The 26,726-nt window shown below is 72.5% G+C and carries 21 protein-coding genes and 1 pseudogene; 12 read left to right on the forward strand and 10 right to left on the reverse strand.

Annotated elements, in window-relative coordinates:
• The first annotated feature begins 28 nt into the window (after positions 1–28).
• Genes ACZ42A_RS24955 through ACZ42A_RS24980 form a run of 6 tightly spaced genes read left to right on the forward strand, consistent with a single transcriptional unit; the run spans position 29 to position 8,318 of the window.
• Entirely contained in the window at positions 29–859 is an 831-nt protein-coding gene (locus ACZ42A_RS24955; protein ID WP_468529463.1) for a hypothetical protein, read from the forward strand.
• On the forward strand, positions 856–2,337 hold the full coding sequence (locus ACZ42A_RS24960; protein WP_468529464.1) for a CocE/NonD family hydrolase: 1,482 nt from the start codon (positions 856–858) through the stop codon (positions 2,335–2,337). Before ACZ42A_RS24955 ends, ACZ42A_RS24960 begins: the two co-directional genes overlap by 4 nt.
• A complete protein-coding gene (locus ACZ42A_RS24965; protein ID WP_468529465.1) occupies positions 2,334–3,713 on the forward strand; it encodes a YcaO-like family protein in 1,380 nt (459 codons plus the stop codon). Before ACZ42A_RS24960 ends, ACZ42A_RS24965 begins: the two co-directional genes overlap by 4 nt.
• Before the next feature lie 8 nt (positions 3,714–3,721).
• Positions 3,722–4,804, forward strand: coding sequence for a nitroreductase family protein (locus ACZ42A_RS24970; RefSeq protein WP_468529466.1), 1,083 nt, complete (start codon positions 3,722–3,724; stop codon positions 4,802–4,804).
• Complete coding sequence (locus ACZ42A_RS24975) at positions 4,801–6,540, forward strand: ABC transporter ATP-binding protein/permease (protein ID WP_468529467.1); 1,740 nt, start codon at positions 4,801–4,803, stop codon at positions 6,538–6,540. Before ACZ42A_RS24970 ends, ACZ42A_RS24975 begins: the two co-directional genes overlap by 4 nt.
• Positions 6,537–8,318, forward strand: coding sequence for an ABC transporter ATP-binding protein (locus tag ACZ42A_RS24980; protein ID WP_468529468.1), 1,782 nt, complete (start codon positions 6,537–6,539; stop codon positions 8,316–8,318). Before ACZ42A_RS24975 ends, ACZ42A_RS24980 begins: the two co-directional genes overlap by 4 nt.
• Positions 8,319–8,337: 19 nt before the next feature.
• Here ACZ42A_RS24980 and ACZ42A_RS24985 read toward each other — a convergent pair whose 3' ends face one another.
• Complete coding sequence (locus ACZ42A_RS24985; RefSeq protein ID WP_468529469.1) at positions 8,338–9,513, reverse strand: FAD-dependent monooxygenase; 1,176 nt, start codon at positions 9,511–9,513, stop codon at positions 8,338–8,340.
• Positions 9,514–9,601: 88 nt separating this feature from the next.
• On the opposite strand from ACZ42A_RS24985, the gene ACZ42A_RS24990 reads away from it, so the two are divergent.
• From ACZ42A_RS24990 to ACZ42A_RS25005, 4 genes and pseudogenes are all read left to right on the forward strand, one after another.
• Positions 9,602–10,159 (forward strand): TetR/AcrR family transcriptional regulator, encoded by a 558-nt coding sequence (locus ACZ42A_RS24990; RefSeq protein WP_468529470.1) that lies wholly within the window; start codon positions 9,602–9,604, stop codon positions 10,157–10,159.
• A 506-nt stretch (positions 10,160–10,665) separates the two neighbouring features.
• On the forward strand, positions 10,666–12,360 hold the full coding sequence (locus ACZ42A_RS24995; protein WP_468529471.1) for a tetratricopeptide repeat protein: 1,695 nt from the start codon (positions 10,666–10,668) through the stop codon (positions 12,358–12,360).
• Positions 12,361–12,425: 65 nt separating this feature from the next.
• Positions 12,426–12,629 (forward strand): annotated as a pseudogene (locus tag ACZ42A_RS25000) (response regulator transcription factor); the annotation flags it as partial.
• A gap of 456 nt (positions 12,630–13,085) precedes the next feature.
• Entirely contained in the window at positions 13,086–14,648 is a 1,563-nt protein-coding gene (locus tag ACZ42A_RS25005; protein ID WP_468529472.1) for a pectate lyase family protein, read from the forward strand.
• A gap of 73 nt (positions 14,649–14,721) precedes the next feature.
• On the opposite strand, the gene ACZ42A_RS25010 is transcribed toward ACZ42A_RS25005, so the two are convergent.
• Complete coding sequence (locus ACZ42A_RS25010) at positions 14,722–16,293, reverse strand: MDR family MFS transporter (protein WP_468529615.1); 1,572 nt, start codon at positions 16,291–16,293, stop codon at positions 14,722–14,724.
• Positions 16,294–16,461: 168 nt separating this feature from the next.
• Entirely contained in the window at positions 16,462–17,142 is a 681-nt protein-coding gene (locus tag ACZ42A_RS25015) for a TetR/AcrR family transcriptional regulator (RefSeq protein WP_468529473.1), read from the reverse strand.
• Positions 17,143–17,322: 180 nt separating this feature from the next.
• Between ACZ42A_RS25015 and ACZ42A_RS25020 the strand changes: the two genes are divergently transcribed.
• On the forward strand, positions 17,323–17,820 hold the full coding sequence (locus tag ACZ42A_RS25020) for a lamin tail domain-containing protein (RefSeq protein ID WP_468529474.1): 498 nt from the start codon (positions 17,323–17,325) through the stop codon (positions 17,818–17,820).
• A 79-nt stretch (positions 17,821–17,899) separates the two neighbouring features.
• Here the strand turns inward: ACZ42A_RS25020 and ACZ42A_RS25025 are convergent, their stop codons facing one another.
• From ACZ42A_RS25025 to ACZ42A_RS25055, 7 genes are all read right to left on the reverse strand, one after another.
• Positions 17,900–20,083: a discoidin domain-containing protein gene (locus ACZ42A_RS25025; RefSeq protein WP_468529475.1), complete on the reverse strand. Its 2,184-nt coding sequence runs from the start codon at positions 20,081–20,083 to the stop codon at positions 17,900–17,902.
• A 73-nt stretch (positions 20,084–20,156) separates the two neighbouring features.
• A complete protein-coding gene (locus tag ACZ42A_RS25030) occupies positions 20,157–21,527 on the reverse strand; it encodes a GH1 family beta-glucosidase (RefSeq protein WP_468529476.1) in 1,371 nt (456 codons plus the stop codon).
• Positions 21,528–21,574: 47 nt separating this feature from the next.
• On the reverse strand, positions 21,575–22,414 hold the full coding sequence (locus tag ACZ42A_RS25035; RefSeq protein ID WP_468529616.1) for a carbohydrate ABC transporter permease: 840 nt from the start codon (positions 22,412–22,414) through the stop codon (positions 21,575–21,577).
• A gap of 31 nt (positions 22,415–22,445) precedes the next feature.
• Positions 22,446–23,450: a carbohydrate ABC transporter permease gene (locus ACZ42A_RS25040; RefSeq protein WP_468529477.1), complete on the reverse strand. Its 1,005-nt coding sequence runs from the start codon at positions 23,448–23,450 to the stop codon at positions 22,446–22,448.
• A gap of 13 nt (positions 23,451–23,463) precedes the next feature.
• Positions 23,464–24,780 carry an ABC transporter substrate-binding protein gene (locus ACZ42A_RS25045; RefSeq protein ID WP_468529478.1) on the reverse strand — a complete coding sequence of 439 codons (1,317 nt, stop codon included), beginning with the start codon at positions 24,778–24,780 and terminating at the stop codon, positions 23,464–23,466.
• Positions 24,781–25,078: 298 nt separating this feature from the next.
• Positions 25,079–25,531, reverse strand: coding sequence for a GNAT family N-acetyltransferase (locus tag ACZ42A_RS25050; RefSeq protein ID WP_468529479.1), 453 nt, complete (start codon positions 25,529–25,531; stop codon positions 25,079–25,081).
• A gap of 7 nt (positions 25,532–25,538) precedes the next feature.
• On the reverse strand, positions 25,539–26,285 hold the full coding sequence (locus tag ACZ42A_RS25055; protein ID WP_468529480.1) for an FG-GAP repeat domain-containing protein: 747 nt from the start codon (positions 26,283–26,285) through the stop codon (positions 25,539–25,541).
• Between the two features lie 146 nt (positions 26,286–26,431).
• Between ACZ42A_RS25055 and ACZ42A_RS25060 the strand changes: the two genes are divergently transcribed.
• Positions 26,432–26,722 (forward strand): hypothetical protein, encoded by a 291-nt coding sequence (locus ACZ42A_RS25060; RefSeq protein ID WP_468529481.1) that lies wholly within the window; start codon positions 26,432–26,434, stop codon positions 26,720–26,722.
• Positions 26,723–26,726: the final 4 nt, after the last annotated feature.

The raw sequence follows: 26,726 nt of genomic DNA on the forward strand, positions 1-26,726 counted from the left end.
CGTCTCTCGGCCCCGTAGGAGAATCCACGTGTCCCGCAGCCAGCTCGCACCAGGTGTCGAGGTCGTCGCCGTAGACGGGCGCGGGCTGGCCGTCCGCACGGCCGACGGCGAGTTCCTCCAGGTCCGGACGGGCGGCGCGGACGAAGACGCGCTCCGCTCCCGGCTGGCGGGGGCGGACGTGCCCGGCACGGACGCCGAACTGGACCGGCTCGTCACGGCGTTCGGCGAGGCCGGCTATCTGACCGGCGCCACGGAGGCCGGAGGAGCCGTCCCATGGCCCACCGAGCGCCGCGGTGTCCTGCTGCTGGGCGATCCGGTTCTCACCGATCCGCTCGCCCGGCTGCTGCGGGCCGCGGGCGCCGAGCCCCGGACCGGCACGCCCGAGGAGTCCGTCGCCCCGGACGTCGCCGCCGTCGTCTGGTGCCTCGACGGGCCCGTGCCCGACGGTCTGTGGGACGACGCCGACCGGCTGCCCGAGCGGGGTGTCGCCTGGCTGCGCTGCCACCGTGAGGGCTGGCAGGCGTACGTCGAACCGGTGGCGGCCACCGCCGGAGACGTCACCTCCGCCGATCTGCGCGCCCGCCGCCTCGCCGCCACCCCGGCCCACCGCGAACTGGCCGCCTACTGGAGCGGACCCCGCACGACCGGCGCACCCGTACACATCACCGCCCCGGCGGCGGCACTCCTCGCCGCGCTGCTCGCCGACGACCTCACCCGGTGGGCCACCGACGCCCCGGACACCGGGGCCCTGCCCGCCCGCCGCCGCCTGCGCCGCGTCGACCTGCGCACCCTGACCGTGACCGAACACCCGGTCCTGCCCGTCCCCGACGTCGCGCGGATGCCGGTGGCCGCCAGGTGACGACGTACACGACGGCCGTGCGCGGCCTGGCCACCGACGTCCACGTCCCGGACGGCCCCGGCCCCTTCCCGGCCGTCCTGATCCGCACCCCGTACGACCGCCGGGCCCACCACGCCGAGCTGCGTGGCTGGGCGCGCCGGGGGTTCGCCGCCGTGGCGCAGGACGTGCGCGGACGGTACGCCTCGCCCGGTGAGTGGCGGCCCTACGAGCATGAGGCCACGGACGGCGCGCACACCGCGCGCTGGATCCGCAGCCGGCCCTGGAGCGACGGGCGCCTGGTGGCGTCCGGCGCCTCCTACGCCGCCCACTGTGCCGTCGCCCTCGCCCTGGAGGCGCCCGAGGACGCCCGCCCGGACGCCGTCATCGCCGCCGTGCCCGCCCTCGGCACCGCCGACACCGCCCGCGAACCCTCGGGCGTGGAGCGGCTGCTGGCCCGGGCCGGATGGTGGGCGGCGCACGGCGACCGGCCGGACTCGGACGACAGCGCGCTGGACAAGGCCCTCGCCACGGACCCGGGATTGCTGGAGCACCTGCCGCTGCTGGGCCTCCCCCAGCGGCTCGGCCGGGACCTGCCCTCCTGGCCGGAGGTGTGGCGCCGCCGCGACCGGGGACGGCTGATCGCCCGATCCGCCGAGGCCGAGGTGCCGCTGCTCGCCGTGGGCGGCCACCACGACCACTTCGCCGAGGACACCGTGGAGTTGTGGCGTCACTGGGGCGGCCCCTCGGCCCGCCTGCTGATGGGACCGTGGGGACACGGCCTCGTCGCCGCCCCCGGGCCCGACGCCGACCCCGCCCACCGCATCCGCCTCGGCGACCTCTACGCACGCTGGGCGCACGCCGCCCTCGCCGGGCGCCTCGTCGGCGGACGGGCCGGCGCGGTGGCGCTCGGCGGCAGCCCGCTGTGGACGGCGGCGGACACCGAGGGCGAGCCGTACGTGCCCCACCTGACCCTGCTGCGCGGGGCCGCCTTCACCGCCGACCCCGAACTCCCGGTGTCCTCAGTCGACTTGACAGTCCCGGTCGACGGAGAGCCCGACCGCTGCGTGCTCGTCACCGCTCCCCTGCCGCGTCCGCTGGACCTCCTCGGCCCCGCCCGGGTGCGGCTCCGCGCACGCGCCGGCACTCCGTCCGCCGACTGGGTCGCCCGGCTCGCCTTGCTCACCCCCGACGGGCATGCCGAACGGCTCGCCGTCGGGGTCGTCCGGCGCGGTGAAACCCCTGGAGAACAAGTCGAGTTCACCGTCCCGCTGGGCCGGCTCGCCCGGCGGCTGCGCGCCGGGTCCCGGCTCCGGCTGGAGATCGCCGGGCATCACTTCCCGGCCCACGCCCGCAATCCGCACACCGGCGAGGACCCGCTCACGGCCACCCGGCTCACCGCCTCCGCACGGGAGGTGGACCCGGCCCGCCTCGGACTCCGGCTGAGTGTGCTCCCCGCCCGCCCCACCCCGATCGATCCCGCGGAGGAGATTCTGCGATGACGCCGCTGCCGTTGGAAGCCCTGGTAGACCCGGTCTGCGGCATCGTCCGCAAGGTGAAGCCCGTCGAACACCCGGCGGGTGCCCCACCCCGCTACACGGCGATGACCGCCGAAGTCGCCGACGCCCGCAAGCTCGGTCTGTGGCCCGCCGACCGGGTCTCGCTCGGCACCGCCTTCGGCGACCCCGACACCGCCCGTATAGCCGCCATAGCCGAGGGGGTCGAACGCTACTGCGGCAACCGCGTCCCGCCGCCCGGCCACCCCGAGGCGCCGCTGCGCGCCACCGCCGCCGAACTGGCCCGCAAGGGCCTGCGGCGGTACGGGCCGGAGGAGCTCCCGGCGTACGCCGACTGGCAGTACGCCCGCCAGAAGTTCCCCTACCGCCCCTTCACCGAGGACACGCCCGCGCTGTGGACCCGCGGCACGGAACGGCTGCCCGGCGGGGAGACCGCCGAGGTGTGGGCGCCCGTGTCGCTCACCCACCTCAACTGGCGGCAGGGCGAGCTGCGTTCCCTGCCGCGCACCCACCACCTCAACTACGCGGGCATCGCCACCGGCCAGGGTTTCGACGACGCCGTCGAGCGCGGTCTGCTGGAGATCGTGGAGCGCGACGCGCTGGAGCTGTGGTGGCACCTCGACGGGCCCGCCCGCGGCATCGACCCGGACAGCGTGCCCGGTCTCGCCGACGACCTCGCCGGGTCCGGGCTCCGTGTGTGGCTCGTCGAGATGCCCTCCGAGTTCGCCCCCTGCGTGGCGGCCCTCGTCCACGACCCGCGACTCGGCCTGTACGCCGCCGGGTTCGCCTGCAAGTACGACCCGGCCGAGGCCGCCCGGAAGGCCGTACTGGAGGCCGTGCACACCTGGGTCTTCACCCAGGGTCTGACCGGCCCCGACGGCTGGGTCTTCCAGGCCGTCGACGCCGGGCTGCTCGCCAAGGGCCTCTATCTCGACCACCGGGAGGACCGCCGCTACCTCGACGCGTGCGGCGCGCACTTCGAGCACGTCAGGGACCTGGGCGCGCACGTCCAGGTGTGGCTCGACCCGCGGATGGCGTCCGAGGCCCGGCGGTTCACCGACCCCGCGCTCGGGGTGGTTCCCGTCGGCGCCGTCGCCCCCGGCAGCCGGGAGCTGATGGAGCGTGCGCTGGAGCGGGACGGCCACCGGGTGATGGCCTTCGACCTGACGACGGAGGACGTCGCCGAGACAGCACTGCGGGTCGCCCGCGTCCTGGTCTCCGGACTGCTGCCCAACGCCCCCGCCGCCTTCGGGTACTTCGGCTGTCCGCGCCTCGCCGACGCCGCCGTGGCCCGCGGCTGGCGCGGCGCCGCGCCGCACGCGCCGGAGGACTTCACGCTCGCTCCTCCGCCGCACATGTGAGCCGCGCCGTGGATCTGGTGACCGCCCTCGCCCGGGCCCGCAGCGCCGAGAAGCCCGGCCCCGACACCCCCGCGGGCCCCGCGGTCCCGGACTGGCCGGGCCCCGCACGTGAGCTGCCCCCGGCCGGGCCCGGACGGCTCGATCTGGGCCGGCTGCTGCGTCTGTCGCTGGCCGCCGCCGACCCCGCCGGGCGGCTGCGGCCCGTCCCGTCCGCGGGCGCGCTGCACCCGGTCGACGCCTGCCTCGTCGTGGGCGAGGGCTGCTCCCTGCCGCCCGGGAGGTACGGCTACGACCCGCTGCGCCACCGGGTCCACCACCTGGGCCCGGCACCGAGCGGCACCCCGGCCGGGGCGACCGTCGAGCTGACCGTCACCGCGCGGCGCACGGCGAGCCACTACGGCCACCGCGCCTGGCCCCTGCTGCTGCTCGACACCGGGCACGCCGCCGCCGCACTGCGGCTCGCCGCGCTCGCCCTCGGCACCGCCCCGTCGGCGCTCCGCCTCGACGGCAGCACCGAACGGCCGCTGGCCGCCGTCCACATACCGCCGCACGCCCGCCCTGTGGAGGAGCGGGACACCCCCGCACCGGCCGACCTGGCGGCCCGGCGCAGCGCCCCGCCGCCCCTGGCCGGCACGCCCGCGCGCGGCGACCTGCGCGCCGTACTCGCCACCGCGCGGGCGGCGGGGGCCGGGCAGCTGCGGTGGTGCGTGGCCGTCGGCGAGCCCGAGCCGGAGCTCGTCGAGACGGCGCCCGACGGCACCCTGCGGCGGCTCGCCGCCGGGGAGGCCCGGCCCACCCTCGCCGTCTGGGCGGCCGGGCAGCGCTGGATCGCCGACGCGGGCGCCGTCCTGCTCGGGTACGGCTGCCCGTCCGACGCCGACGCCGCACGCATCCGCCGCGACCATCTGCACGCCGGATACGCCGTGGGGTGCGCCCAGCTCACCGCCGTACGGCGCGGACTGGCCGCCCGACCTGTCGGCTCCTGGCAGCGGGCCGACCTGGGCGCGGCGCTGGGCGGCGAGCCCGAACAGAACTGGATCGTCCACGGCCTGGCCCTCGGGTCCGGCCGACCCGAGAAGAGGACCTCGTGATCGTCCACCCGGAGCTGCGCCACGCGGCACGGCACGCGCGGCGCACGCTGCTCGCGGCCACCCTCCTCCAGGGAGCCGTCACGCTCAGCTGGCTCGCCCAGGCCGTGCTGCTCGCCCAGGCACTCGCCGCCATCGCGCGCGGCACGACCGGCTCACTGCCCGTGCTGCTCACGGCGATCGTCGCCGTCGTGGCCGTCCGCGCCGGGCTCGGCTGCGCACAGCGGCGCACCGCCGCCCGCGCCGGCGCACGCGTCCGGATCCGGCTGCGCGACGAACTCCTCGCCCACCTCGGCCGGCTCGGCCCCGCGCATCTCACCACCGCCCGGACCGGGGCCGTACGCACCACCCTCGTCGACGGTGTGGAGGGCGTCGACGCCTACGTCTCCCGGTACCTGCCTCAGCTGATTGTCACCCTCGTCGCACCGCCCCTGCTGCTCGTCGCCGTGGCCGTGATCGAGCCGCGGGCCCTTCTCGGACTCGTCCCTGCCCTGCTCCTGGCCCTCGCCGGGCCGCGGGCGTGGGACCGGCTGCTCGCCCAGCGCGGCAAGGAACACTGGGACACCTACGAAGGGCTGGGCGCCGACTACCTGGAAGCGCTCCAGGGCATGCCCGCGCTGCGCGCCGCGGGCGCCGTCGGCCGCACCCGGCGGCGGCTGGAGGAGCGGTCGGCCCAGCTGCACCGGGCGACCGTCGCCAAGCTCCGTATCTCCCTGGTCGACACGGGCATCACCGACCTGGCCATCCAGGGCGGGACCGCGGCGGCCGCACTGCTGGCCTGCTGGTCGGCGGTGACCGGTGCCACCACGCCCACCGGCACCTACCTGGTGCTGCTCCTGGCCGGCGAGTGCTTCCGGCCCGTCCGCGACCTGGCCCGGGAGTGGCACGCCGGTTATCTCGGCGTGTCCGCCGCCGACGGACTCGCGTCCCTGCGCACCGCCGCACCCGCCGTCCCGGACACCGGACGGGAGCCGGCCGACTGGCCCGCGGCACCCCGACTGTCCTTCTCGGACGTCGAGTTCACCTACCCGGGCGCCGACGGACCCACGCTCCGCGGTGTCACCTTCACCGCCGAGGCCGGACGCACCACCGCGATCGTCGGCCCCTCCGGCGCGGGCAAGTCCACGCTGCTCGCCCTGCTGCTGCGCCACCACGATCCGCAGCACGGCCGGATCACCGTCGACGGCCGCGACACGGCCGGGTACGCCCTCGACTCCCTGCGGCGCGGTATTGCCGTCGTCTCCCAGGAGACGTACCTCTTCCACGCCACGATCGCCGACAACCTGCGCCTGGCCCGGGCCGACGCCACCGACGAGGACCTGGAGCGCGCCGCCCGCGCCGCCGGGATCCACGACGAGATCGCCGCGCTCACCGACGGCTACGCCACCGTCCTCGGCGAGCGCGGCGCGACCCTCTCCGGAGGCCAGCGGCAACGCCTCGCGCTCGCCCGCGCCCTGCTGGCCGACGCGCCCGTCCTCGTCCTCGACGAGGCCACCAGCGCCGTCGACGAACGCCGCGAGGCGGACATCGTCCGCGATCTGACGGCGGCGGCGCGCGGACGGACCGTCCTCGTCGTCGCCCACCGGCTGGCCGCCGTGCGGCACGCCGACCGCATCGTCGTCCTCGCCGACGGCCGCGTGGACGCCGTCGGCGACCACGACTCCCTCGTCGCCGCGGGGGGACTGTACGCCGAGCTCGCCGCGGCGGGCCGTACGCACGAGAAGGGGCTCGCCGCATGAGCACCGCCGACACCGCGCTTCCCGGACGCCGCACGACCACAGCCGACACCGCACTCCCCGCACGGGGTGCGCTGCGCGCGCTGCTGCCCGCACTCGCCGGGCACCGCGCCATGATCGTCCGCACCTGTGCCGCCGCCCTCGTCGAGCAGGGCTCGCTGGTCACGCTGGTCACGCTGGCAGCGCACACGGTCGGCAGCGCGATCAGCACCGGGCGCGCGCCCTCGGCCGCGACCGTCGCCGCGCTGGCCGCCCTCGTCGTGCTGCGCGCCCTGATGACCTGGCGGGAGATGGACCTCTCGCACGACCTGGCCTACCGCGTCCTGGCCGAGCTGCGGGTACGGGTCTTCGACGGGCTCGCCCGCAGCGCGCCCGCCCGGGTGGCGGGCCGGCGCAGCGGCGACCTGGCCGCCACCGCCATGGCCGACGTCGAGGCGCTGGAATTCTTCTACGCCCACACCACGGCCCAACTCCTCGCGTCGGGCGCGGTGTTCACCGGCGGCGCGGCGGTCCTCGCCACGGTGGAGCCCTGGCTGCTCGCCGCCCTGCTGCCGGTCGCCGTGCTGCTGGCCGCGGCGCCCTTCGCCGAGGCGCGCGGTCGCACGGCCCGGGGCGCCCGCACCCGGCAGGCCGCCGCCGAGCTGTCGGCCGACACCGTGGAGACGGTCGACGGCCTGCGCGAACTGCTGGCCTTCGGCAGGCTCGGCGAGCGCCGGACCCGGCTCGGCGCCAAGGGGAAGCGGCTCGGGGAGGCCCAGCGGGCCGAGGTCACCTGGGAGGCGGTGGCCGCCGCCGGGCGCGATCTGCTCATCGTCCTCGCCGTCCTCGGCGTGGTGGCCGCGGCGGCCCAGGCCGTGACCGCCGGGCGGCTGCACGGCGCCTGGGCCCCGGCGGCGATGGCGCTGGCGCTGTCCGTGCTGGGCCCGGTCGCCGAGTCGGCCAGGTCGCTGAGCCAGGCCATGGGCCTGCGCGCCGCCGCGGCCCGCGTCGACGCGGGCATGAAGGCCCCCACCCTCGCCCCCGAGCCCACCACGGCCCGGCCCCTGCCGCCCGGCCCGCTGGGCGTCCGGCTGCACGACCTGACCTTCGCCTACGGCGACCGTGCGGTTCTCCGGAACCTCGAACTCACCGTCCCGGCCGGGCAGACCCTCGCCCTCGTGGGCGCCTCGGGCGCGGGCAAGTCCACCTGCGCCCACCTGCTGGCACGCTTCTGGGATCCCACCGCCGGCGCCGTCCAGCTGGTCCCGGACTCCGGCGACCCCGTCGACCTTCGGGACCTCGCCGACGCCGACCTCCGCCGTGCCGTCGCCGTCGTCGGCCAGGACACCCCCCTCTTCCACGGCACCCTCGCCGAGAACCTCCGCCTGGCCGCGCCCGATGCCGACGACGACCGGCTCGCCGAAGCGGCGGCGCTGTGCGGCGTCGACCGCGTCGCCTCCCTGGACACCCTGGTCGGCGAACGCGGCGCCACCCTCTCCGGCGGCCAGCGCGCCCGGATCGCCCTCACCCGGGCGTTGCTCGCCGAGCCCCGGGTCCTCGTCCTGGACGAGACCACCGCCCATCTGGACAACACCGGCGACGCCGAACTCGCCGCCGCCCTGGCCCGAAGACACGAGCGGCGCACCACCATCGTCATCGCCCACCGCCCGGCCACCATCCGCCGGGCCGACCGTATCGCCGTACTCGAAGAGGGCCGTATCGCGGAGGAAGGCACCTGGGAGGAACTCACCTCCCGGCCCGACGGAGCCCTGACCCGCCTCCTGGCGGTCGCTCCGCGCTGAGGCCCGTACGGCCGACCGGCTAAGGCGCTCGATGGCCGAGGGCGAGCGCCGGTGGGGTCCAGTCGGCGTGGCGCGTGATGGCCCTGATCATGGCCCGGGACGGGGTCATGATCAGGGCCGTGTTGCGCAGGGCGACGGCCAGCGGGTGGGCCAGTTGCTGGCCCATGCGGCCGGCCTGGCGGGCGGCGCGCGCCACGGACTGGCTGCGCGGGCGGCGTTCGGCGTCGTAGCGGGCAAGCGCGGAGGGGACGGTGGGTTCGGCGGCGAGGGCGGCGGTCAGGGTGACGGCGTCCTCCAGGGCCTGGCAGGCACCCTGGCCGAGGTTCGGGGTCATCGCGTGGGCGGCGTCACCGAGGAGCGCGATCCGGCCGGTGGTGAACGTGGGCAGGGGGATGGCCAGTTCGTGGATGTCGTGGTGCAGGACGGCTTCGGGCCGGGTCGCGTCGAGCAGTGCGGGGATCGGGTCGTGCCAGCCCGCGAAGCGGCGGCGCAGGGCGTCCAGGGGGTCGGTGTGCCGTATGCCGGGCGGTGAGTTGAGTACGGCGTGCCATTCCGCCCGGCCGTCGGTGAAGGTGACGTGGCCGAATTCGGCGCCCCTGCCCCAGGTGAGCTCGAAGTCGTCCGCCAGGTCGACGGGGTGCTCGGTGATGGCGCGCAGGACCGTCGAGCCGCTGTAGGCGGGGCCGGGGTGGTGCGGGAAGAGCTGGGCGCGCAGGCGGCTGTTGACTCCGTCGGCCGCCACGACCAGGTCCGCCTCCAGCACCTTGTCCCGGGTGGTCACGCCGACCCGGTCGGGTGCGCCGCGGTCGACCGACGTCGCCTCGGCGCCGACGAGCAGGCACTCGGGCGGCAGCGCCTCGCGCAGCAGGCGGTGCAGGGCGGCTCGTGGGATGCCGACGATGGAGGTGCCCAGCGCACGTTCGAGGGCGGCTCCGTCCATCCGGGCCAGTCTGCGGCCCTTCGGGGTGCGGGTGCCTCCGGTGTACTGCGGGCGTGCCGCCGCGCGCAGCGCCTCGCCGACACCGAGGGCGTCAAGGGCGCGTACTCCGTTCGCGTGCAAGGAGATGCCCGCGCCCACGTCATCGAGGGCAGCGGCGCGTTCGACGACCGTGACCTCCCAGCCGATCAGCCGCAGGCCGACGGCAGCGGCCAGCCCTCCGATGCCTCCCCCGACCACCACAGCGCTGGTGCCCATGCCCGGCCCCCTTCGTCCGCCCCACGCAGGCTTTCTACAGATGTAGAAGAAGCGTACTCGACGCTCTCTACAGGTGTAGAAATAGGGGGTGCCCACCGATCGACGCACCCTCCTCGCCGACGCCGCCATCACCGTGCTCGCCGAGGCGGGGATACGAGGACTGACCCATCGCGCCGTGGACCAGGCGGCGAACCTTCCGTCCGGGACCACGTCCGCGTACTTCCGCACCCGTCAAGCCCTGCTCACCGCGCTGGTCCGGCGTCTGGTCGACCTCGACCAGGCCGAACTCCAGGAAGCCGGCAGTGCCATGCCGGTGCCACGTGACGCCGGGGAACTGGCGGCGCGTATCGCCGCTTTCGCCGAGCGCCGGCTCACCGGTGACGGCCGGCGGCGCTCCCTGGCCCGCTACGCGTGCGCCATCGAGAGCGTGCACCATCCCGAGCTGCGGGAGATCCTCGTCCCGCGCGAGAACGCGGCGCACGCCGCCGTGCGCGACTTCCTCGCCGCCCAGGGCGCCCGGGACGTCGAGGGACGGACCGTCACCCTGCTGACGTGCGTGGACGGAATGGTCTTCGACCGGTTGGTCAACGGTGGGCGGGTCGCCGAGGAGGAGGTGCGCGGGCTGGTGGCTGCCGCGCTGCGTTGAGTCGGCCGGCGTGAGGCGGCCCGGCTCAGGCGAGGTGCGGGAAGAGTGCGAAGAGCGCGGTGCGCGCGTCGGTACGTTTCACGTGGAACATGTCACCCTGTCCGGTTCGGGCCGGGGAAAACGGTCGACGGTGTAGCGGGAGAGCCGGCCGGGCGGCCACGCGGCGCGCGCGTGGCGGCCGTGGCGGCCATCGCGTCCGGCATGGGTCAGCCCGCGCCCACCGCCGACCTCTTGCGACGCACCGCGTACAGGCCGGTACCGAGGACGGCAGGCCCCCGGCGGTCACCGACGGTGCGCCGACAGTCGGGGGGGGGGAGCCGTCTCCCGGCTCGGCAGACGCGGCCACACACCGGGCCTCGCGGGGCGCGTACTGCCGGGCTCCGTGAGATCGCCGCTACGCTGGGTATCGGATGCCCGGCGCGGCGCACCGGCGGGCCGACGGACCTCAGGGCCGGGCGGCGAGCGGCGGGCGGCGGGCGGCGAGCGCGACGGTTCGGGAGGCACCCATGGACTACTACGATCTCGGCACGCACACCCGTCCGGTGACGACCACGTCCGCCGAGGCACAGCTCTGGTTCAACCGAGGCCTGGTCTGGACGTACGCCTTCCACCACGAAGAGGCCGTCCGCTGCTTCGAGGCGGCCGCCGCGGCCGACCCCGGGTGCGCCATGGCGTACTGGGGCATCGCCTACGCCCTCGGCCCCAACTACAACAAGCCGTGGGAGTTCTTCGACGAGAAGGACCTCACCCGGACCGTCGAACGCACCCACGCCGCCGTCGAGCGGGCGCACGAGAAGGCGGCCGGTGCCACGCCCGTCGAGCGCGCGCTGATCGGCGCGCTGCGTGCCCGCTACCCGCAGTCCCGGCCGGCCGAGGACTGTGCGGTGTGGAACGCGCCGTACGCCGACAGCATGCGCGCGGTCTACGACCTCGACCCCGACGACCTGGACGTCGCCACCCTGTACGCCGACGCCCTGATGAACCTGACACCCTGGCAGCTGTGGGACCTGCCCACCGGCGAACCCGCCGAGGGCGCCCGCACGCTCGACGCCAAGGCGGTCCTCGAACGGGCGCTCGGCACGCGGGGCGGGCGCGCCCACCCGGGCGTCCTGCACATGTACCTCCACCTGATGGAGATGTCCCCGACGCCGGAGGCGGCACTGCCGGTCGCCGACCGGCTGCGCGACCTGGTCCCGGACGCCGGCCACCTCCAGCACATGCCCTCGCACATCGAGGTGCTGTGCGGCGACTACCGGCGGGTCGTGTCGGACAACAGCGCGGCGATCGCCGCCGACGAGAAGTTCCACGCGCGGGCCGGGGCGATGAACTTCTACACGCTGTACCGGTCGCACAACTACCACTTCAAGATCTACGGCGCGATGTTCCTCGGCCGGTCCGAGATCGCCCTGGAGACGGCGGCCCGGTTGGAGGCGTCCATCCCGGAGGAGCTGCTGCGGGTGCAGAGCCCGCCCATGGCCGACTGGCTGGAGGGCTTCCTCGCCATGCGCGTGCACGTGCTGATCCGGTTCGGCCGCTGGGCCGACATCCTCGGCCTGCCGCTGCCCGAGGACCGCGAACTGTACTGCGTGACCACGGCGATGCTGCACTACGCCCGGGGCGTCGCCCTCGCCGCGACCGGCCGGGTCGCCGAGGCGGAGGCGGAGCGGGAACTGTTCCGCGCGGCGGTCGACCGGGTGCCCGGGACGCGCATGCTGTTCAACAACACGTGCGTCGACATCCTGGCGGTCGCCTCCGCCATGCTCGATGGTGAACTCGCCTACCGCAAAGGCGACTTCGACGCCGCCTTCGCCGCTCTGGAGCGGTCCGTCGCCCTGGACGACAGCCTCCCGTACGACGAGCCGTGGGGCTGGATGCAACCCACCCGGCACGCCTATGGTGCGCTGCTGCTGGAGCAGGGGCGGGTCGCCGAGGCCGAGGCGGTCTACCGGGCCGACCTGGGACTGGACGACACCCTGCCGCGCCCCTGCCGGCACCCCAACAACGTCTGGTCCCTGCACGGTTTCCACGAGTGCCTGGTCCGGCAGGGCAGGACCGCCGAGGCGCGAATCGTCGCCCAGCAGCTGAAGGTCGCGACCGCCCTGGCGGACGTCCCCGTCGAGGCGTCCTGCTTCTGCCGCACCGACACGACCGCGCCGACCACGGATTCGCAACCGCCGCACTGCTGCGGCACGGACGACTGACGCCTGCCCCTGCGTCCGGGGTATGCGCTGCCCACGGCGAGTGCGGGCCGGGGTCGCCGGGCGGGGCGCTGGAGGAACTGACCAATCGCAAACGCGAGGCCGTCGTCCTGGTCGCGCAGGGTCTGTCCGATGACGAGATCGCAGACCGCATGGTCATCAGCCCGATGACCGCGAAGACCCACGTCAACCGGGCGACGACCAAACTCGGCGGCCGCGACCACGCCCAACTCGTAGTCATCGCCTACGAGTCGGGCCTGGTCACACCGCGCGCCTCAGCGGCGGCCGGACAAGCCGGGTGTGCAGAGATCAGAGTCGGCAGCGGAGAACTTGAGGCGTCCTGGGCCACTGGACGACACCGGCACGAGCCGGCGGCGGGATTCGAACCCGCGTTACCCGCTTGGAAGGCGAAGTATCCGCAGCCTGCGCACCTGCACGACAGCGAAGCTACCGTCGGGCGGCGGAGCAACGCACCTGGTTTTCACGCTCCCTGGACGCGTCCGTGACGGCCACCTCCGATGGACCCGCGCCTCCCCGGCGCCGTGGAGCGCACCCGTGCACGGATATTGCCACTGCATCGGCCACCCCCTATTCTCGCCGCCCAGAAAGCGCTTTCCCAGTGGCGTGCGGGGCCGCTGTCGAAGCGAGCACGGCAGTGCGTACGAGCACAGCGGTGCGTACGGGCGACACCCGGCATTCGACGACGCATGACGAATGGGGAGACGAGGATGAGACGACCAGCGGCCCTGCGACTCTACGCGGCACTGGGCACGATGGCCCTGGCGGCGGCGACCGGTGCGGTGCTGTCGGCGCCGGAGGCGTCGGCGGCGGCCACCGGCAGCGCGACTGGCTATGCGACCCAGAACGGCGGCACCACCGGCGGCGCGGGCGGGCAGACCGTGCGGGCCACCACCGGCACCGCCATCCACCAGGCCCTGTGCGGCCGGGCCAGCAGCAGCACCCCGATCACCATCGAGGTCGAGGGCACCATCAACCACGGCAACACCAGCAAGGTGTCGGGCGCCAGCTGCAACACGGCGGACGGGGTGATCGAGCTCAAGCAGATCAGCAACGTCACGATCGTCGGAGTCGGCAGTGGTGCCGTCTTCGACCAACTGGGCATCCACATACGCGAGTCCAGGAACATCATCATCCAGAACGTGACCGTCCGGAACGTCAAGAAGTCCGGCTCGCCCACGTCCAACGGCGGTGACGCCATCGGCATGGAGAGCGACGTCCGCAACGTCTGGGTCGATCACGTCACCCTGGAGGCGTCGGGCGGAGAGTCGGAGGGGTTCGACGGCCTCTTCGACATGAAGGACAACACCCAGTACGTGACCCTGTCCTACAGCATCCTGCGCAACTCGGGCCGGGGCGGCCTCGTCGGGTCCAGCGAGAGCGACCTCTCGAACGGCTTCATCACGTACCACCACAACCTGTACGAGAACATCGACTCCCGCGCGCCCCTGCTCCGCGGCGGCATCGCGCACATGTACAACAACCACTACGTGCGCCTCAACGAGTCCGGGATCAACTCCCGGGCCGGCGCCCGCGCCAAGGTGGACAACAACTACTTCGAGGACTCCAAGGACGTCCTCGGCACCTTCTACACCGACGCGGCCGGTTACTGGCAGGTCAGCGGCAACGTCTTCGACAACGTGACCTGGTCCGCCCCCGGCAGCGAGAACCACCCGGCCGGGCCGAACCCGCAGTCCAACACCACCGTGAGCATCCCGTACTCCTACCGCCTCGACACCGCGAGTTGCGTGCCGGGCGTCGTGAGCCAGACGGCGGGCGCCAACAAGGGACTTCGGGTGTCGGACGGCAACTGCACGCCGCAGACACCGACCCCGGCACCGACCAGCCCCACTCCGACGCCCACGCCGACCCCGACCACCCCCGCACCGACGCCCACCCCGCCCGCCGGGACCAACCTCAGCATCGGAGCAGGCTCGGACGGCTCCAGCAAGGCGGACGGCACGAGCTACGGCAATGTGCGGGACGGCGACATGAGCACCTACTGGTCGCCGGCCGGCTCGACCGGCTCCGTCTCCATCAAGTGGGGCTCGCCCACCACGGTGTCCAAGATCAACATTCGGGAGACATCGGCGGCCGCGGGCCGCATCGGCTCCTGGCGGGTCCTCAACGCCGACACCGGGGCCGTCCTCACCTCCGGCAGCGGAGCGGGCGTCATCACCGTTCCCCGGACCACACTGAGCAAGATCACCTTCGAGATCACCGGTTCGAACGGCACACCGCAGGTCGCGGAGTACGAGACCTACGCCGGATAGCGAAAACGGTGCCGCCGCCCGTCCCATGGGCGGCGGCACCGCACGCTTACGTGTTCCGCGGGGCAGGAATCCCTCAGTTGACCTGGTCGGCCGGCTGTCGCGGGCCCGCGGTGGCGGCCGACGCGGACTCCTCGGCGAGCCGTTCCATGCCGCTGGTGGTCTTGAGCGGCTTCTCCTTGATGAAGAGGACGGCGACGAGAGCGAGCAGCGCGAACGGCGTGGCGACGAGGAACAGATCGGCGGTGGCGACCCCGTAGGCGTGTTCCACGATGGCGCGCATCGGCGCCGGCAGTGTGGTCATGTCCGGGACGCCGTGCCCGGCGGCCTGTCCGGTCCCGGCGGAGGCGCCCGCCTCCGCCATGCTCTTGGTGATCTCGTCGGTGACGCGGTTGGCCAGGATCGCGCCGAGCACACTGGTGCCGATGGTGCCGCCCATGCTGCGGAAGAAGGACAACACGGAGGTCGCGGCGCCCAGTTCGGCGGCCGGGACATCGTTCTGGGCGGCCAGCACCAGGTTCTGCATCAGCATGCCGACGCCGATGCCGAGGACCGCCATGTAGAGGCTCAGCAGGGCGAAGTGCGTGTCGGTGTCGATCGTCGAGAGCAGGGCCAGACCGGCCGTCATCACGGCGGCGCCCGCGACCAGGTACACCTTCCACCTGCCGGTCGCGCTGATGATCTGTCCGGCGATCGTGGAGGACACCAGCAGGCCCAGGACCATGGGCAGGCTCATCAGGCCCGCTACGGTCGCGGACTTGCCCAGGGAGACCTGGAAGTACTGGGAGAGGAAGACGGTGCCGCCGAACATCGCCACACCGACCAGCAGGCTGGCGACGGTGGTCAGCGTGATGGTGCGGTTGCGGAAGATGCCCAGCGGGATGACCGGCTCGGCGGCCCGCGACTCGACGTAGACCGCGGCGGCCAGCAGGACCACACCCGTACCGGTCAGCGCAGCGGTCTGCCAGGAGGCCCAGTCGAACCGGTTGCCCGCCAGCGAGACCCAGATGAGCAGCGCGCAGACCCCCGCGACGATCAGGAAGGCGCCCAGGAAGTCGATCTTCACGTCCCCGCGCCGTACGGTCGGCAGCTTCAGAGTGCGCTGGAGCAGCACGATGGCCAGCAGCGCGAACGGGACGCCGATGAAGAAGCACCAGCGCCAGCCAAGCCAGGAGGTGTCCACCAGCACGCCGCCGATCAGCGGCCCGGCCACGGTGCCGACGGCGAACACGGCGCCGAAGATGCCGGAGTACTTGCCCAGCCGCCGGGGCGGGATGATGGCCGCCATCACGACCTGGGCCAGAGCGGTGAGACCGCCCGCGCCGATGCCCTGCGCCACCCGGCTGAAGATGAGCAGGCCCACCTCGTGGGAGAACCCGGCCAGCAGCGAACCGACCACGAACATTCCCAGGGAGAGCTGGAGCAGCAGTTTCTGGTTGTAGAGGTCGGACAGCTTGCCCCACAGCGGCACGGTCGCCGTCATGGCCAGCAGTTCCGCGGTGACGACCCAGGTGTAGGAGGACTGACTGGCCCCCAGGTCGGCGATGATCCGGGGCAGCGCGTTGGACACCACGGTGCCCGCCAGGATGGCGACGAACATGCCGGCCATCAGCCCGGACATCGCCTGGAGTATCTGCCGGTCGGACATGGCGGTGGGTGACGCCTGTTCCGGCGCCGGTGTCGCGTTCACGAGGTCTCTTTCGGGTTGGGTGGCGGTGCGCATACGTCCGGACAGGGGCCGTTCGCGCGCGGCGCGCCGGGTACATACAGGGGGAAGAGCATCGACCTGACGGGTCGTCGGATGCGATGCCTGTCCTCAGCGCTCTCCGGCCGTCCGGGGCGGCGTGGACAGCCCGGCGGCGAGGTGGTCGAACGCCTCCTGGAAGACGTCCGCGAAGGCCCGTTCCTCCTGCCGCACGCACCAGTGCTCGAAGGCGACCCGGACGGCGGTCACGGCGACGGCGGCCAGCAGACGGGGATACAGGTCCAGGGCGCGCCTGCGGCTCTCCTCCTCGGCGGACGGTGCGGCACGGCCGCCCGCGCCGGTCCGTCCGGCGAGTGTCTCCGCCAGCTCGAGTTCGTCGGCGGCGTAGACGCTGAGGCTGCGGGCGAGCAGCCGGGGCGACCGGCGCAGCACCGCAGCGTGGAGCTGCCACAGCTCGTGCTGCTGCTCGACCTCCGCCAACTCCTCCGCCATGGCCCGGCGCAGCGCCTGGAGCGGGGTGAGGTCCGAGGGGGCGTCGAGGACCGCGCGGCGGATCCGGGCGCCGGACTCCGCGCCGATCATGACGAAGGCGTCGTCACGGGAGTCGAAGTAGTTGAAGAACGTCCGGGGTGACACCCCTGCCGCCTCGCTGATCGCCTCCACGGTGACGTTCTCCGCCCCGTGCTCCGCCGCCAGCCGGACCGCCGCTTCGACGAGGGCGGCACGCGTCGCCCTCTTCTTACGCTCACGCAGCCCGCTCTGCGGGGCACTCTCCTTCGCCACATTTTGCATGGTACGCAAACATGCAGAGCCTGCAAAATCCTCGGACTCAGCGCACCTCCGGCGAACCGGGCCCTCGCGTACGCCGAACACCCTCACGGCCCCACAATTCACGCACACTGCCCACACATTTCCATCACCTTCGGTAGGCTCCTGGCGCACCATTCGCACCACTGAGGGGGGACCTACCTCATGCGCAAGCGCTACGCGATATCCACCGCGGCGGCTTCCGCCGGTCTGCTGGCCGCCGTTGCCGCCACTCCCGCCCAGGCGGCCGAGTACTCGTCGGCCCTGAAGATCAAGGGCATCCAGTACGACGCGCCGGGCCGGGACGACAACCGGTGCAACGGCGGCAACACCAAGGACGAGTACCTGACGATCAAGAACTACTCGCGCAGCACGACCGTCAACCTCAAGGGTTACGTCGTCAAGGACGCCGCAGGCAACAAGTACGCCTTCACCGCCGACCACAAGCTGGAGCCCGGCGACTATGTGAAGTTGCGCGGCGGGCGCGGAACGGAATCCGACCGGTACAACGTCGCCTACCGCCAGAACTGCAACTTCATGTGGAACAACGACAAGGACACCATCTACCTGTACAAGCCGTCCGGCGCCCGCGCCGACGTGCACTCGTACACCAAGCGTGACCACGACCGGGACGGCAACGGCTACATCACGTACCACGGCTGACCCCGCCCGGCACGCCGCCCGCCGCGCGTACGCGGCGGGCGGTGAGTTCGGTTCGATGGACCGTCAGGCCATCAGGCCGTCAGGGGTAGGAGACGACCGTCGACGGGATGGTCGCGGTGCCCTCCGTGGGGGCACCCGTGTCGTTGATGACGTGGTCGAAGTGGCCGTTGCCGCCGAGTGAGACGGTGAGCAGGCTGTGGAACTTCACGCCGGGCTTCACCGGGGCCTTGAAGCCGTGGTCCTGGCGGATCGTCGGGTCGACGTTGTAATAGCAGTAGCTGCCCATGCCCCAGCCCTCGTGGGTGTCGACCGAGTCGTCGACCCGGTAGGCCGCGTAGCCCTTGGTGGTGCCGTTCTGGATGGCGGCCTGGTTCGGGGCGTCGTACGCCTTCTCGTTCTGGAAGAAGATCGTGCGGCCGCGCTCGCCGTACCACTCCACGTCGTACTTGTTGAAGTGCTCCACGAACAGACCCGTGGCCAGCACGTCGTCACCGTTGACGCGTACGCCGTAGTCGGCGCGGTTGGTCTCCCAGCCGACGCCCTCGCCGTGGTCGGCGCGCCACACCCAGGTGTGGTCGATGACGGTGTCGTCGTTGTTCACGACCATGCTGGTGGTGGCCTTGCCGGCGCCCGCCCCGCCGATGCGGAGGTACACGTCCTGGACGGTGGTGGGGTTGGCGGAGTGGTCGGCGGAGGCGTTCTGCGGGCCGACCTCCAGCAGGGTCGGGGAGCTGACCGGTCCGGCGTCGATCAGGAAGCCCGCCAGGCGTACGCCGTCGACGTCGGCGACGCGCATGGCGGTCACGCCGTTGTCCGGGATGATCGTGGCCAGGCCCAGGCCGAGCACGATGGTGTCGGGCCGGTTGATCTCGATGGTCCGGTCGACGTGGTAGACCCCGGGTGTGAAGAGCAGGTGCAGGCCCTGGGCCAGGGCCTGGTTGATGGTGGCCGCGGTGGTGCCGGGCTTGACCACGTAGAAGCGGCTGAGGGGGATGGACTGACCCTGCGGAGAGCCGCTCGCCCATGTGGTGCCGCGGGCGTTGGTGCGCTTGGCCGGTGCGAACACCTTGTACTCGGCGCCGTCCAGGTAGAGGAACGGCTTCTCGCGCGAGATCGGGGTGTTCGCCAGGGTGGTGTAGCGCGGTTCGGGGAAGCTGTTCGCCGGGGCGCCCTCGACGCCGGAGAAGACCTGGTTCCACACGGAGTTCGACCAGCCGCCGATGGCGCTGTCGCGCGTGTACCACTGCTGCTGCGAGTAGTTGCCGATCTGCCCGTCGATCTTCGAGTCGGCGATGTAGCCGCCGCTGGCCCAGCCGTAGCCGTTCGGGGCGAGGTTGAGACCGCCCTTCACGTGCATCCGGCGGAAGGACGAGGCCTGGGAGACCGCCCACCGGTTGGTGCCGCTGACCGGATTGACCGCGAGGTTCTCCGCGGCGCGCCAGAAGTTCTGCGTGGCGTTGCCGTTGAACCAGCCCGCGTCGACGGTGATGTCCCCGTTGATCAGGGTGTCGTCGGGCTTCAGGCCGAGGCCCGCGATCTGGGTGTAGAAGCCGATCTGGGCGTTGAGGTTGTGATAGGTGCCCGGCTTGAAGAGGAACGCGTGCCGGCCGCTGCCGAACTGCGCGGACTCCTGCTGCTTGAACACCGCGTCGAGCTTGCCCTGGATGTCGGGGGTCGACGGGTCGATGACGTGCACGTTCGGGCCCAGGTCGCCGCCGCCCGGCAGTGGGGTCGTGTCGCCGGTGCCGTAGACCTGGAACTCCCAGAGGGAGTAGCCGTAGCCGGTGGCTCGGGTCACGCCCTGGACGCGGACGTAGCGGCCGGTGCCGGTGACGGCGAGGTCGTCGGTGCCGCCGTCGCCAGACATCACCGACTTCACGGTGCGCCAGTCGGTGCCGTCGGCCGAGAGCTGGATGTCGTACGCCCTGCCGTAGGCGGCCTCCCAGGTGAGCACGACACGGCTGATGTCGGCGCTCCTGCCCAGGTCCACCTGGAGCCACTGGTCGTCGCTCCACTGGCTCGCCCAGCGCGTGCCGGTGAGGTTGCCGTCGACGGCCGCGGAGGCGGCGAAGGCGGCGCCCTCGGTCGACGACGCGGTCGCCGTCCTGCCCTGCGAGAGCGGCACGGGCTCGGCATGGGTCACGGTGGCCGGTACGAGCGCCAGCAGGGTTCCGATCAGGGAGGAGACCAGAGCGCCGGCGGTGGCGCGTCTGGCTGCGGGGGCGGAGCGCCGGAAGGCCGGCGGTATCCCGACTGGAGGCATGGGGGCTCCTCTTGGGTTGGCTGGACTGGATGAAGGGAGAAGAGTGTGGGAGAGCGCGGCACCCGCCGACGGCTCAGGACACGGCGTCGCGGTGAGCCCGGATGATCTCCGCGTACCGGCGCCCGCTGCTCTTGACGGTGCGCTTCTGCGTCGCGTATTCCACGTGGACCAGGCCGAAGCGCTTGTCGTAGCCGTACGCCCACTCGAAGTTGTCCAGCAGGGACCACGCGTAATAGCCGGCCAGCGGGGCGCCCTTGCGCAGGGCGCGGGCGCAGGCGGCGAGGTGGTCCTCCAGGTAGCGGGTGCGCTCGGGGTCGTGGACGGTGCCGTCGGGGGCGACGGTGTCCGGGTAGGCGGAGCCGTTCTCGGTGACGTAGATGCGGCGCACCCCGTAGTCGTCGGTCAGCCGCATCAGCATGCTCTCCAGGCCCGCCGCGTCGACGGGCCAGTCCATGCCGGAGCGCGGCACGCCGGGCACCCTGACCTCGCGGGCGTACGGCACGGGGCCGTCGGGGTCGTCGACGACGACCGCCGGGAAGTAGTAGTTGAGACCGTGCCAGTCCGTCGGGGTCGCCATCACCTCGAGGTCGCCGGGGCGTTCGGGCAGTTCGACGCCGTACAGCTCGCGCATGTCGGCGGGGAAGCCGCGGCCGTGGACCGGGTCGAGCCACCAGCGGTTGGTGTGTCCGTCCAGGCGGACGGCGGCGGCCGCGTCCTCGGGGCGGGCGGAGGCCGGTTCGACGGTGGAGTGGTTGGTGACCAGGCCGATCCGCGCGCCGGGCGCGGCGGCGCGGACCGCCTGGACCGTAAGGCCGTGGGCGAGGAGCAGGTGGTAGGAGGCCCGTACGGCGGCGGTGAGGTCGGTCAGGCCCGGGGCCATACGGCCCTCCAGATGGCCGATCCAGCCGGAGCACAGCGGCTCGTTGAGGGTGGCCCACTGGGTGACCCGGTCGCCGAGCCGGGCGGCGACGACGGAGGCGTAGGCGGCGAGGTGTTCCGCGGTGTCGCGTTCGGTCCAGCCGCCGCGGTCCTGGAGGGCCTGCGGCAGGTCCCAGTGGTAGAGGGTGACGGACGGGGTGATGCCGGCGGCGAGCAGTCCGTCGACGAGCCGGTCGTAGAAGTCGAGGCCCGCGGGGTTGACGGGCCCGTCACCGCCGGGCACGACCCGGGGCCAGGCCACGGACATCCGGTAGCCGTCGGTGCCCAGCTCCTTCATCAGGACGATGTCCTCGGGCCAGCGGTGGTAGTGGTCGCAGGCGATGTCGCCGTGGTCGTCGTTGTCCACCCGGCCGGGCGTGTGGCTGAAGGTGTCCCAGATGGACGGGGCACGGCCGTCCTCGGCCACCGCTCCCTCGATCTGGTACGCGGAGGTCGCGGTGCCCCAGGTGAAGTCGGCCGGGAAGGCCGCCAGGTCGAGGGCGTGCGGGGCTGCGGATTCGGACACGGGGAACCTTTCGGGAAGGGAGGCAGACGGACGTGCGGGAGCGGGCGCTACTTCACGGCGCCGGCGGTCAGGCCGGTGATCAGGTAGCGCTGGAGGAGCAGGAAGCCGGCGACGACCGGCACGCTCACCACCAGGGAGGCGGCCATGATCTGGTTCCAGTACACGTCGTTGAGCGTGGAGTAGCCCTGGAGGCCGACGGCGAGGGTGCGGGTGGTGTCGTTGGTCATGACGGAGGCGAAGAGGACTTCGCCCCAGGCGGTCATGAAGGCGTACACGGCGACCGCGACGATGCCGGGCACGGCCGCCGGGACGATCACCCAGAACAGCGCGCCGACCGGACCGCACCCGTCGACCCTGGCGGCCTCGTCCAGGTCACGCGGGATGGAGTCGAAGTACCCGATGAGCATCCAGATGGAGAACGGCAGCGAGAACGTCAGGTAGGTGAGGATCAGCGCGCCGCGCGAGCCGAAGAGGGCGATGCCGGTGGCGTTGCCGATGTTGACGTAGAGGAGGAACAGCGGCAGCAGGAAGAGGATGCCGGGGAACATCTGCGTCGACAGGACCGTGACGGTGAAGACGCGTTTGCCGCGGAAGTCGTAGCGGCTGACGGCGTAGGCGGCGAACACCGCGATGACCACCGAGCAGACGGTGGCGGCACCCGCGACGATCAGGGAGTTGGTGAAGTAGCGGGCGAGCGGGACGGTCTGCCAGATGTCGAAGTACGGCCGGACGGTGAGCCCCGAGGGGATCCACTGGAACTTCCCCGAGACGTCCGCCAGCGGTTTGAGCGAGCTGGAGACCATCACGTACACAGGCAGCAGGACGAACGCGGTCAGCGCGGTGAGGAAGATCCGCCGGGTCCAGAGGAAGGACCGCGGGGCGGACATCGGCGAGCGCGGGGGCCGCCGCTGCGAGGTGTCAGGCACGGGCCTTCCTTCCCCGGTCGGTGACGAGCAGATAGATCCCGGTCACGACGAGCAGGAACAGCAGCAGCAGGACGGACATGGCCGAGCCGGTGCCGAAGTTCCAGGTCTGGAACGAGGTCTGGTAGATGTGCAGCGAGATCAGGTCGGCGGACTCGGGGGCGGCCTTCCCGAAGAGCACGAACGGCGTGTTGAAGTCGTTGAACGTCCACAGGAACAGCACGAGCACGAGCACCTGGTTGACCGGGCGCAGCGACGGCAGGGTGATGTGCCGGACCTGCTTCCAGATGCCGGCGCCGTCCAGGGCGGCGGCCTCGTACAGGTCCCGGGGGATGTTCTGCAGCCCGGCCATCAGGGTCAGGAAGGCGAACGGCCAGCCCTTCCACACGGAGACGGTCAGCAGCGCCCAGAAGGCGTTGTCGCCGACGAGCCAGAAAGCCGGGGCGTCGCCGATGCCCAACTGGTCGTGGAGGACGTGGTTCACCAGGCCGTTGTCGCGCTGGAACATGAACACCCAGGTGATGACGGCGGCGTAGACGGGCAGCGCGTACGGGACGAGGAAGAGGGTGCGCAGCAGGCCGCGGCCGCGGAACCGCTCCTGCAGGAAGATCGCGGCGGCGGTGCCGATCAGCCAGCACAGGCCGACCGAGCAGACGGTGAACAGGCAGGTGGTCAGGAAGGACTTCAGCAGTGCCTGGCCGACGGGGGCGTTGAAGTCGACGGCCATCCGGAAGTTGCCGAGGCCGGACCAGGGGGCCGAGGACCAGTTGGAGATGTGGAACTGGGTGAGTTCCTTGAAGCTCATGACGATGCCCATGAGCATCGGCACGAGGTGGACGAGGAGTTCGAGGACGAGGGCGGGCAGGAGCAGCAGGTAGGGCAGTCCGATGTGGTGCGGCCGCCCGGAGCGGCGGGGCTTCCGCCGCGCTCCGGGACGGTTGTGCCGCCCCGCCGTCTTCGGCCCCGGCTCGTGGTGGCGGGATGCGACGGTCGTGGTCATGGCAGGCCCGCGCCTACTTCTCGGGCATCTGCTGCTGGGCCTCTTCGAGTTTCCGCCGCACCGACTCCGTGGTGACGGGACGGCCGGCGGCGGCGTCGGCGAAGAGGTCCTTGACGGCGGTGCCGACGACGGTCTCGAACTGGGACTCCTCCGGCACCTGCGGCAGGGCGGCGGCGCTGGTGGCGAGGGTTTCGCGCAGCACGGCTACCGCCGGGGTGCTGAACGCGGGGTCGGACTGGGCGCTCTTGACCGGCGGGATGGAGCCGTAGGCCTTGTTGAGGACCTTCTGCTCCTCGTCGCTGGTCATGAACTCCACGAACCTCAGGGCGCCGTCGAGGTTGTCGGTGTTCTTGAACACCGCCATGTTGATGCCGGCGACCATCGAGTTGACGGCCGTGCCCGGGCCCGGCTCGCCGGACGGGACGGGGGCGGGGGCGACGCCCCAGTCCTCGTCCTTCATGCCCTGGGCCTTGAACGTGGCCGAGGCGGTCTGCCACAGCACCATGCCGGTCCTGCCCTTGGAGAAGTCGCTCAGGGACTGGTTCTGGGCGTACTCCGCGTTGCCCGGCGCGACGATCTTGTGCTTGGCCATCAGGTCGACGTACTGCTTGACCGCGGCGACCGCGCCGTCGGAGGTGAAGTCCGGCTTGCCGTCGGGGGTGAAGAAGTCGGCGCCGTGCTGTTTGCCGAGGACGAAGACCTGGTGGATGTTGTTGGACAGGTTGGCGCCCTCGACGCCGATGCCGTTCTTGCCCTTGGCGGTGAGCTTCTTGCCGGCGGCGACGACCTCGTCCCAGGTGGCCGGCGGCTTCTCGATGCCGGCTTCCGCGAACAGCTTCTTGTTGTAGTAGAGGGCGTACGCCATCGAGTACAGCGGTACGGCCGCCGGGTCCTGCCCCTGGACGCCGGTCGAGCCGAGCGCGGACTCCACGAAGCGGTCCCTGCCGCCGATCCTGTCGAGGTTCCGCTCGTCCCAGGGCAGCAGCGCGCCACTGGCCTGGAGCGAGGCCGACCAGGTGTTGCCGATGTTGAGGACGTCGGGGCCCTGGCCGGAGGTGGTGGCGGTGAGGATCCGGTTCAGCAGGTCGGACCAGGGCACGACCTCCAGCTTCACCTCGATGCCGGTCCGCTTCTCGAACTTGTCGAGCTCCGGCTGGAGGACCTTCTTGTCGACCTCGATGTTCGCCCCCTGGTTGGAGGCCCAGTACGTGAGAGTCCTCGGCGAGTCGTTCGATCCTCCGCCGGTCGCCGAACCACCGCCGCACGCCGAGGCGGCGAGCGCGAGGGACAAGGTGACGGCACCGGTGAGTGCGGCTCTGAATCTGCGCATGCTCCTGGGACCCTTCCGGGGGATGGCATGAGGGAACCGGCACGGCGAGCGCCCCGCGACAGGCCACCGCGCCGACTTAATTTATGCCGTGAGTTAAAGGGCCGTGGGAAGTCCGCGTCAAGGCCCTTGCCGCGGGTACGCTCCCGCTCGACGACGCCGGATACGGGGCGAGGCGCCGTCGGGAGATGGCCGGAAGGTGCGTGACCTGCGGCGCGAGTGCGGCACCGGTGTTCCGCAACGGTTGTGTCGCGACGAGCGGTTCAGCCGCCCACCGGCGCTGTCCGCACTGTTGGCGGAGTCAGCCCGCTGCGGGCAGGGCCCGTTCGAAGACCACCATGGTGCGGCCGGGGCCGTCGTAGTCCTCGACGGTCCGGGCGTCGAAGCCGAGGCTGCGGTGGAAGGCGACGGAGGTGGTGTTCCCGACGGAGGTGATCGCCTTCAGTCGCCGTGCGCCCTGCCGTCGCGCGGCCTGTTCGAACGCCGCGTAGAGACGGCGTCCGAGGCCCGCGCCCCGGGCGTCGTCCCGGGTGGCGATCAGATGCACGTAGCCGGTCGCGTCGGGGGTGACGAAGCCGATGAGATATCCGCGGATGCCGTCATCGGCGCGGGCCACGAGGCAGGTCGAAGGGAATTCGTGCACCAGGGTGACGAGATGCAGTGAGCGAAGGTCGCGTTCGCCCCAGTAACGGGAGTGCTCGGCCACGACCCGGTGGAAGTCGGCTATGCCGGCCTGAGTGATCTCTACATCCATGGGGCGATCATGGCAGCTCTTTCCTCCCGCAAGCCGGGTGAAATACCGTCAGGTCCGCGTGCGGCATGGTCGTGGGAGTCGGGTTGTCGGTCTCCTCGGCGACGACGACGTACCGCCGGTTCCCGGCGTCCAGCTTCCGGTCGAGGCCCTTGTCGCCGCCGAGGCGGGCCTCGGTCGCGTACACGCCGTCGCCTTGGTGGCGGTAGGCGGCGAGGTCCGGATACCGGTCCCGGTCGTAGTCGGCGACGGCGACAGCGCGCGGTTCGTTCAGGTCGACGTGGTGGTCGCTCTGGCCGCGCCCGCGTGCCGAGAACGGCCCGAGCCGCAGTTCGGAGACGTCCGGCTCGATCGGATCGTCGCCCCGGAACTCGTCGGTGGCGGCGACGAACAGATCGGTCCAGCCGTCGCGGTCGAAGTCGGCGACGACCGCGAGCACATCCTCCGCGTCCTCGCCGCGGTCCCCGACGAGGTCCCTGGGTCCGACCGTTGTGCCCTCACCGTCCTTGGCGCCGAAGGTGAGGGTGAGACCGGCGCCGGTGAGGTCGGCGTTCGAGGCACGGTCGGCCGTACCGTCGCCGTCGAAGTCGGCGACGAGGCCGCCGGACGGCGTCACACACGGACCGATCGCCGGCCCGGCCGTCGGACGCGGGGGTGGGTCGCCCCGGCCGTCACCGCATGCCGCGACGAGGGCGACCGCGACCGCGAGCACCACCGCGCGGCGCGCCCGCCCGACCGTCCGTCCCCCACCGCGCACGTGGTGACCGCCTCTCCCCTGAGCCTCAGCAAGCCAGTCGCAAGCGAGTTCGCAAGCGAGGTGATCCTAGACGCCGTCCACGGGCCCGGTCGGATCGTCCCCGTGTCGCGGCGGGACCCGCCCCGTGATCGCCATAGGATCCGGGCGTGGCACACACCATCGACGAGCTCGTGGAACTGCAGCGGGCAGCCAATGCCGCACACGCCGAGATGCAGCGCCTCCGGGACGCTTTCGGCAAGCCCACCGAGGGGAGGTGGGCCGCCGAGCAGCACACCGAGTGGGAGACCGCCTGGCGGGCCTGGAGCGACCTCTCCCGCCAGGTGCAACTGGCCGTCACCGAGCACGCGGAGGCCGAGGGCGTCCCGCGGAGCAAGGTGGAGGCGGAGGTCCAGCGGAGGGCTCGGGAGCCGGAGCAGGACGGCACCGAGGGATCGTAGCCCG

The sequence above is a fragment of the Streptomyces sp. NPDC030838 genome (assembly GCF_055572035.1).

Bases quoted from the DNA above. Each gene is read 5' to 3' on its own strand.
- ACZ42A_RS25025 (WP_468529475.1), bottom strand. From the start codon at position 20,083: ATGCCTCCAGTCGGGATACCGCCGGCCTTCCGGCGCTCCGCCCCCGCA.
- ACZ42A_RS24995 (WP_468529471.1), top strand. From the start codon at position 10,666: ATGGACTACTACGATCTCGGCACGCACACCCGTCCGGTGACGACCACG.
- ACZ42A_RS25010 (WP_468529615.1), bottom strand. From the start codon at position 16,293: ATGTCCGACCGGCAGATACTCCAGGCGATGTCCGGGCTGATGGCCGGC.
- ACZ42A_RS25035 (WP_468529616.1), bottom strand. From the start codon at position 22,414: ATGTCCGCCCCGCGGTCCTTCCTCTGGACCCGGCGGATCTTCCTCACC.
- ACZ42A_RS25050 (WP_468529479.1), bottom strand. From the start codon at position 25,531: ATGGATGTAGAGATCACTCAGGCCGGCATAGCCGACTTCCACCGGGTC.
- ACZ42A_RS24980 (WP_468529468.1), top strand. From the start codon at position 6,537: ATGAGCACCGCCGACACCGCGCTTCCCGGACGCCGCACGACCACAGCC.
- ACZ42A_RS25015 (WP_468529473.1), bottom strand. From the start codon at position 17,142: ATGCAAAATGTGGCGAAGGAGAGTGCCCCGCAGAGCGGGCTGCGTGAG.
- ACZ42A_RS25020 (WP_468529474.1), top strand. From the start codon at position 17,323: ATGCGCAAGCGCTACGCGATATCCACCGCGGCGGCTTCCGCCGGTCTG.
- ACZ42A_RS25040 (WP_468529477.1), bottom strand. From the start codon at position 23,450: ATGACCACGACCGTCGCATCCCGCCACCACGAGCCGGGGCCGAAGACG.
- ACZ42A_RS24985 (WP_468529469.1), bottom strand. From the start codon at position 9,513: ATGGGCACCAGCGCTGTGGTGGTCGGGGGAGGCATCGGAGGGCTGGCC.
- ACZ42A_RS25005 (WP_468529472.1), top strand. From the start codon at position 13,086: ATGAGACGACCAGCGGCCCTGCGACTCTACGCGGCACTGGGCACGATG.
- ACZ42A_RS24965 (WP_468529465.1), top strand. From the start codon at position 2,334: ATGACGCCGCTGCCGTTGGAAGCCCTGGTAGACCCGGTCTGCGGCATC.
- ACZ42A_RS25045 (WP_468529478.1), bottom strand. From the start codon at position 24,780: ATGCGCAGATTCAGAGCCGCACTCACCGGTGCCGTCACCTTGTCCCTC.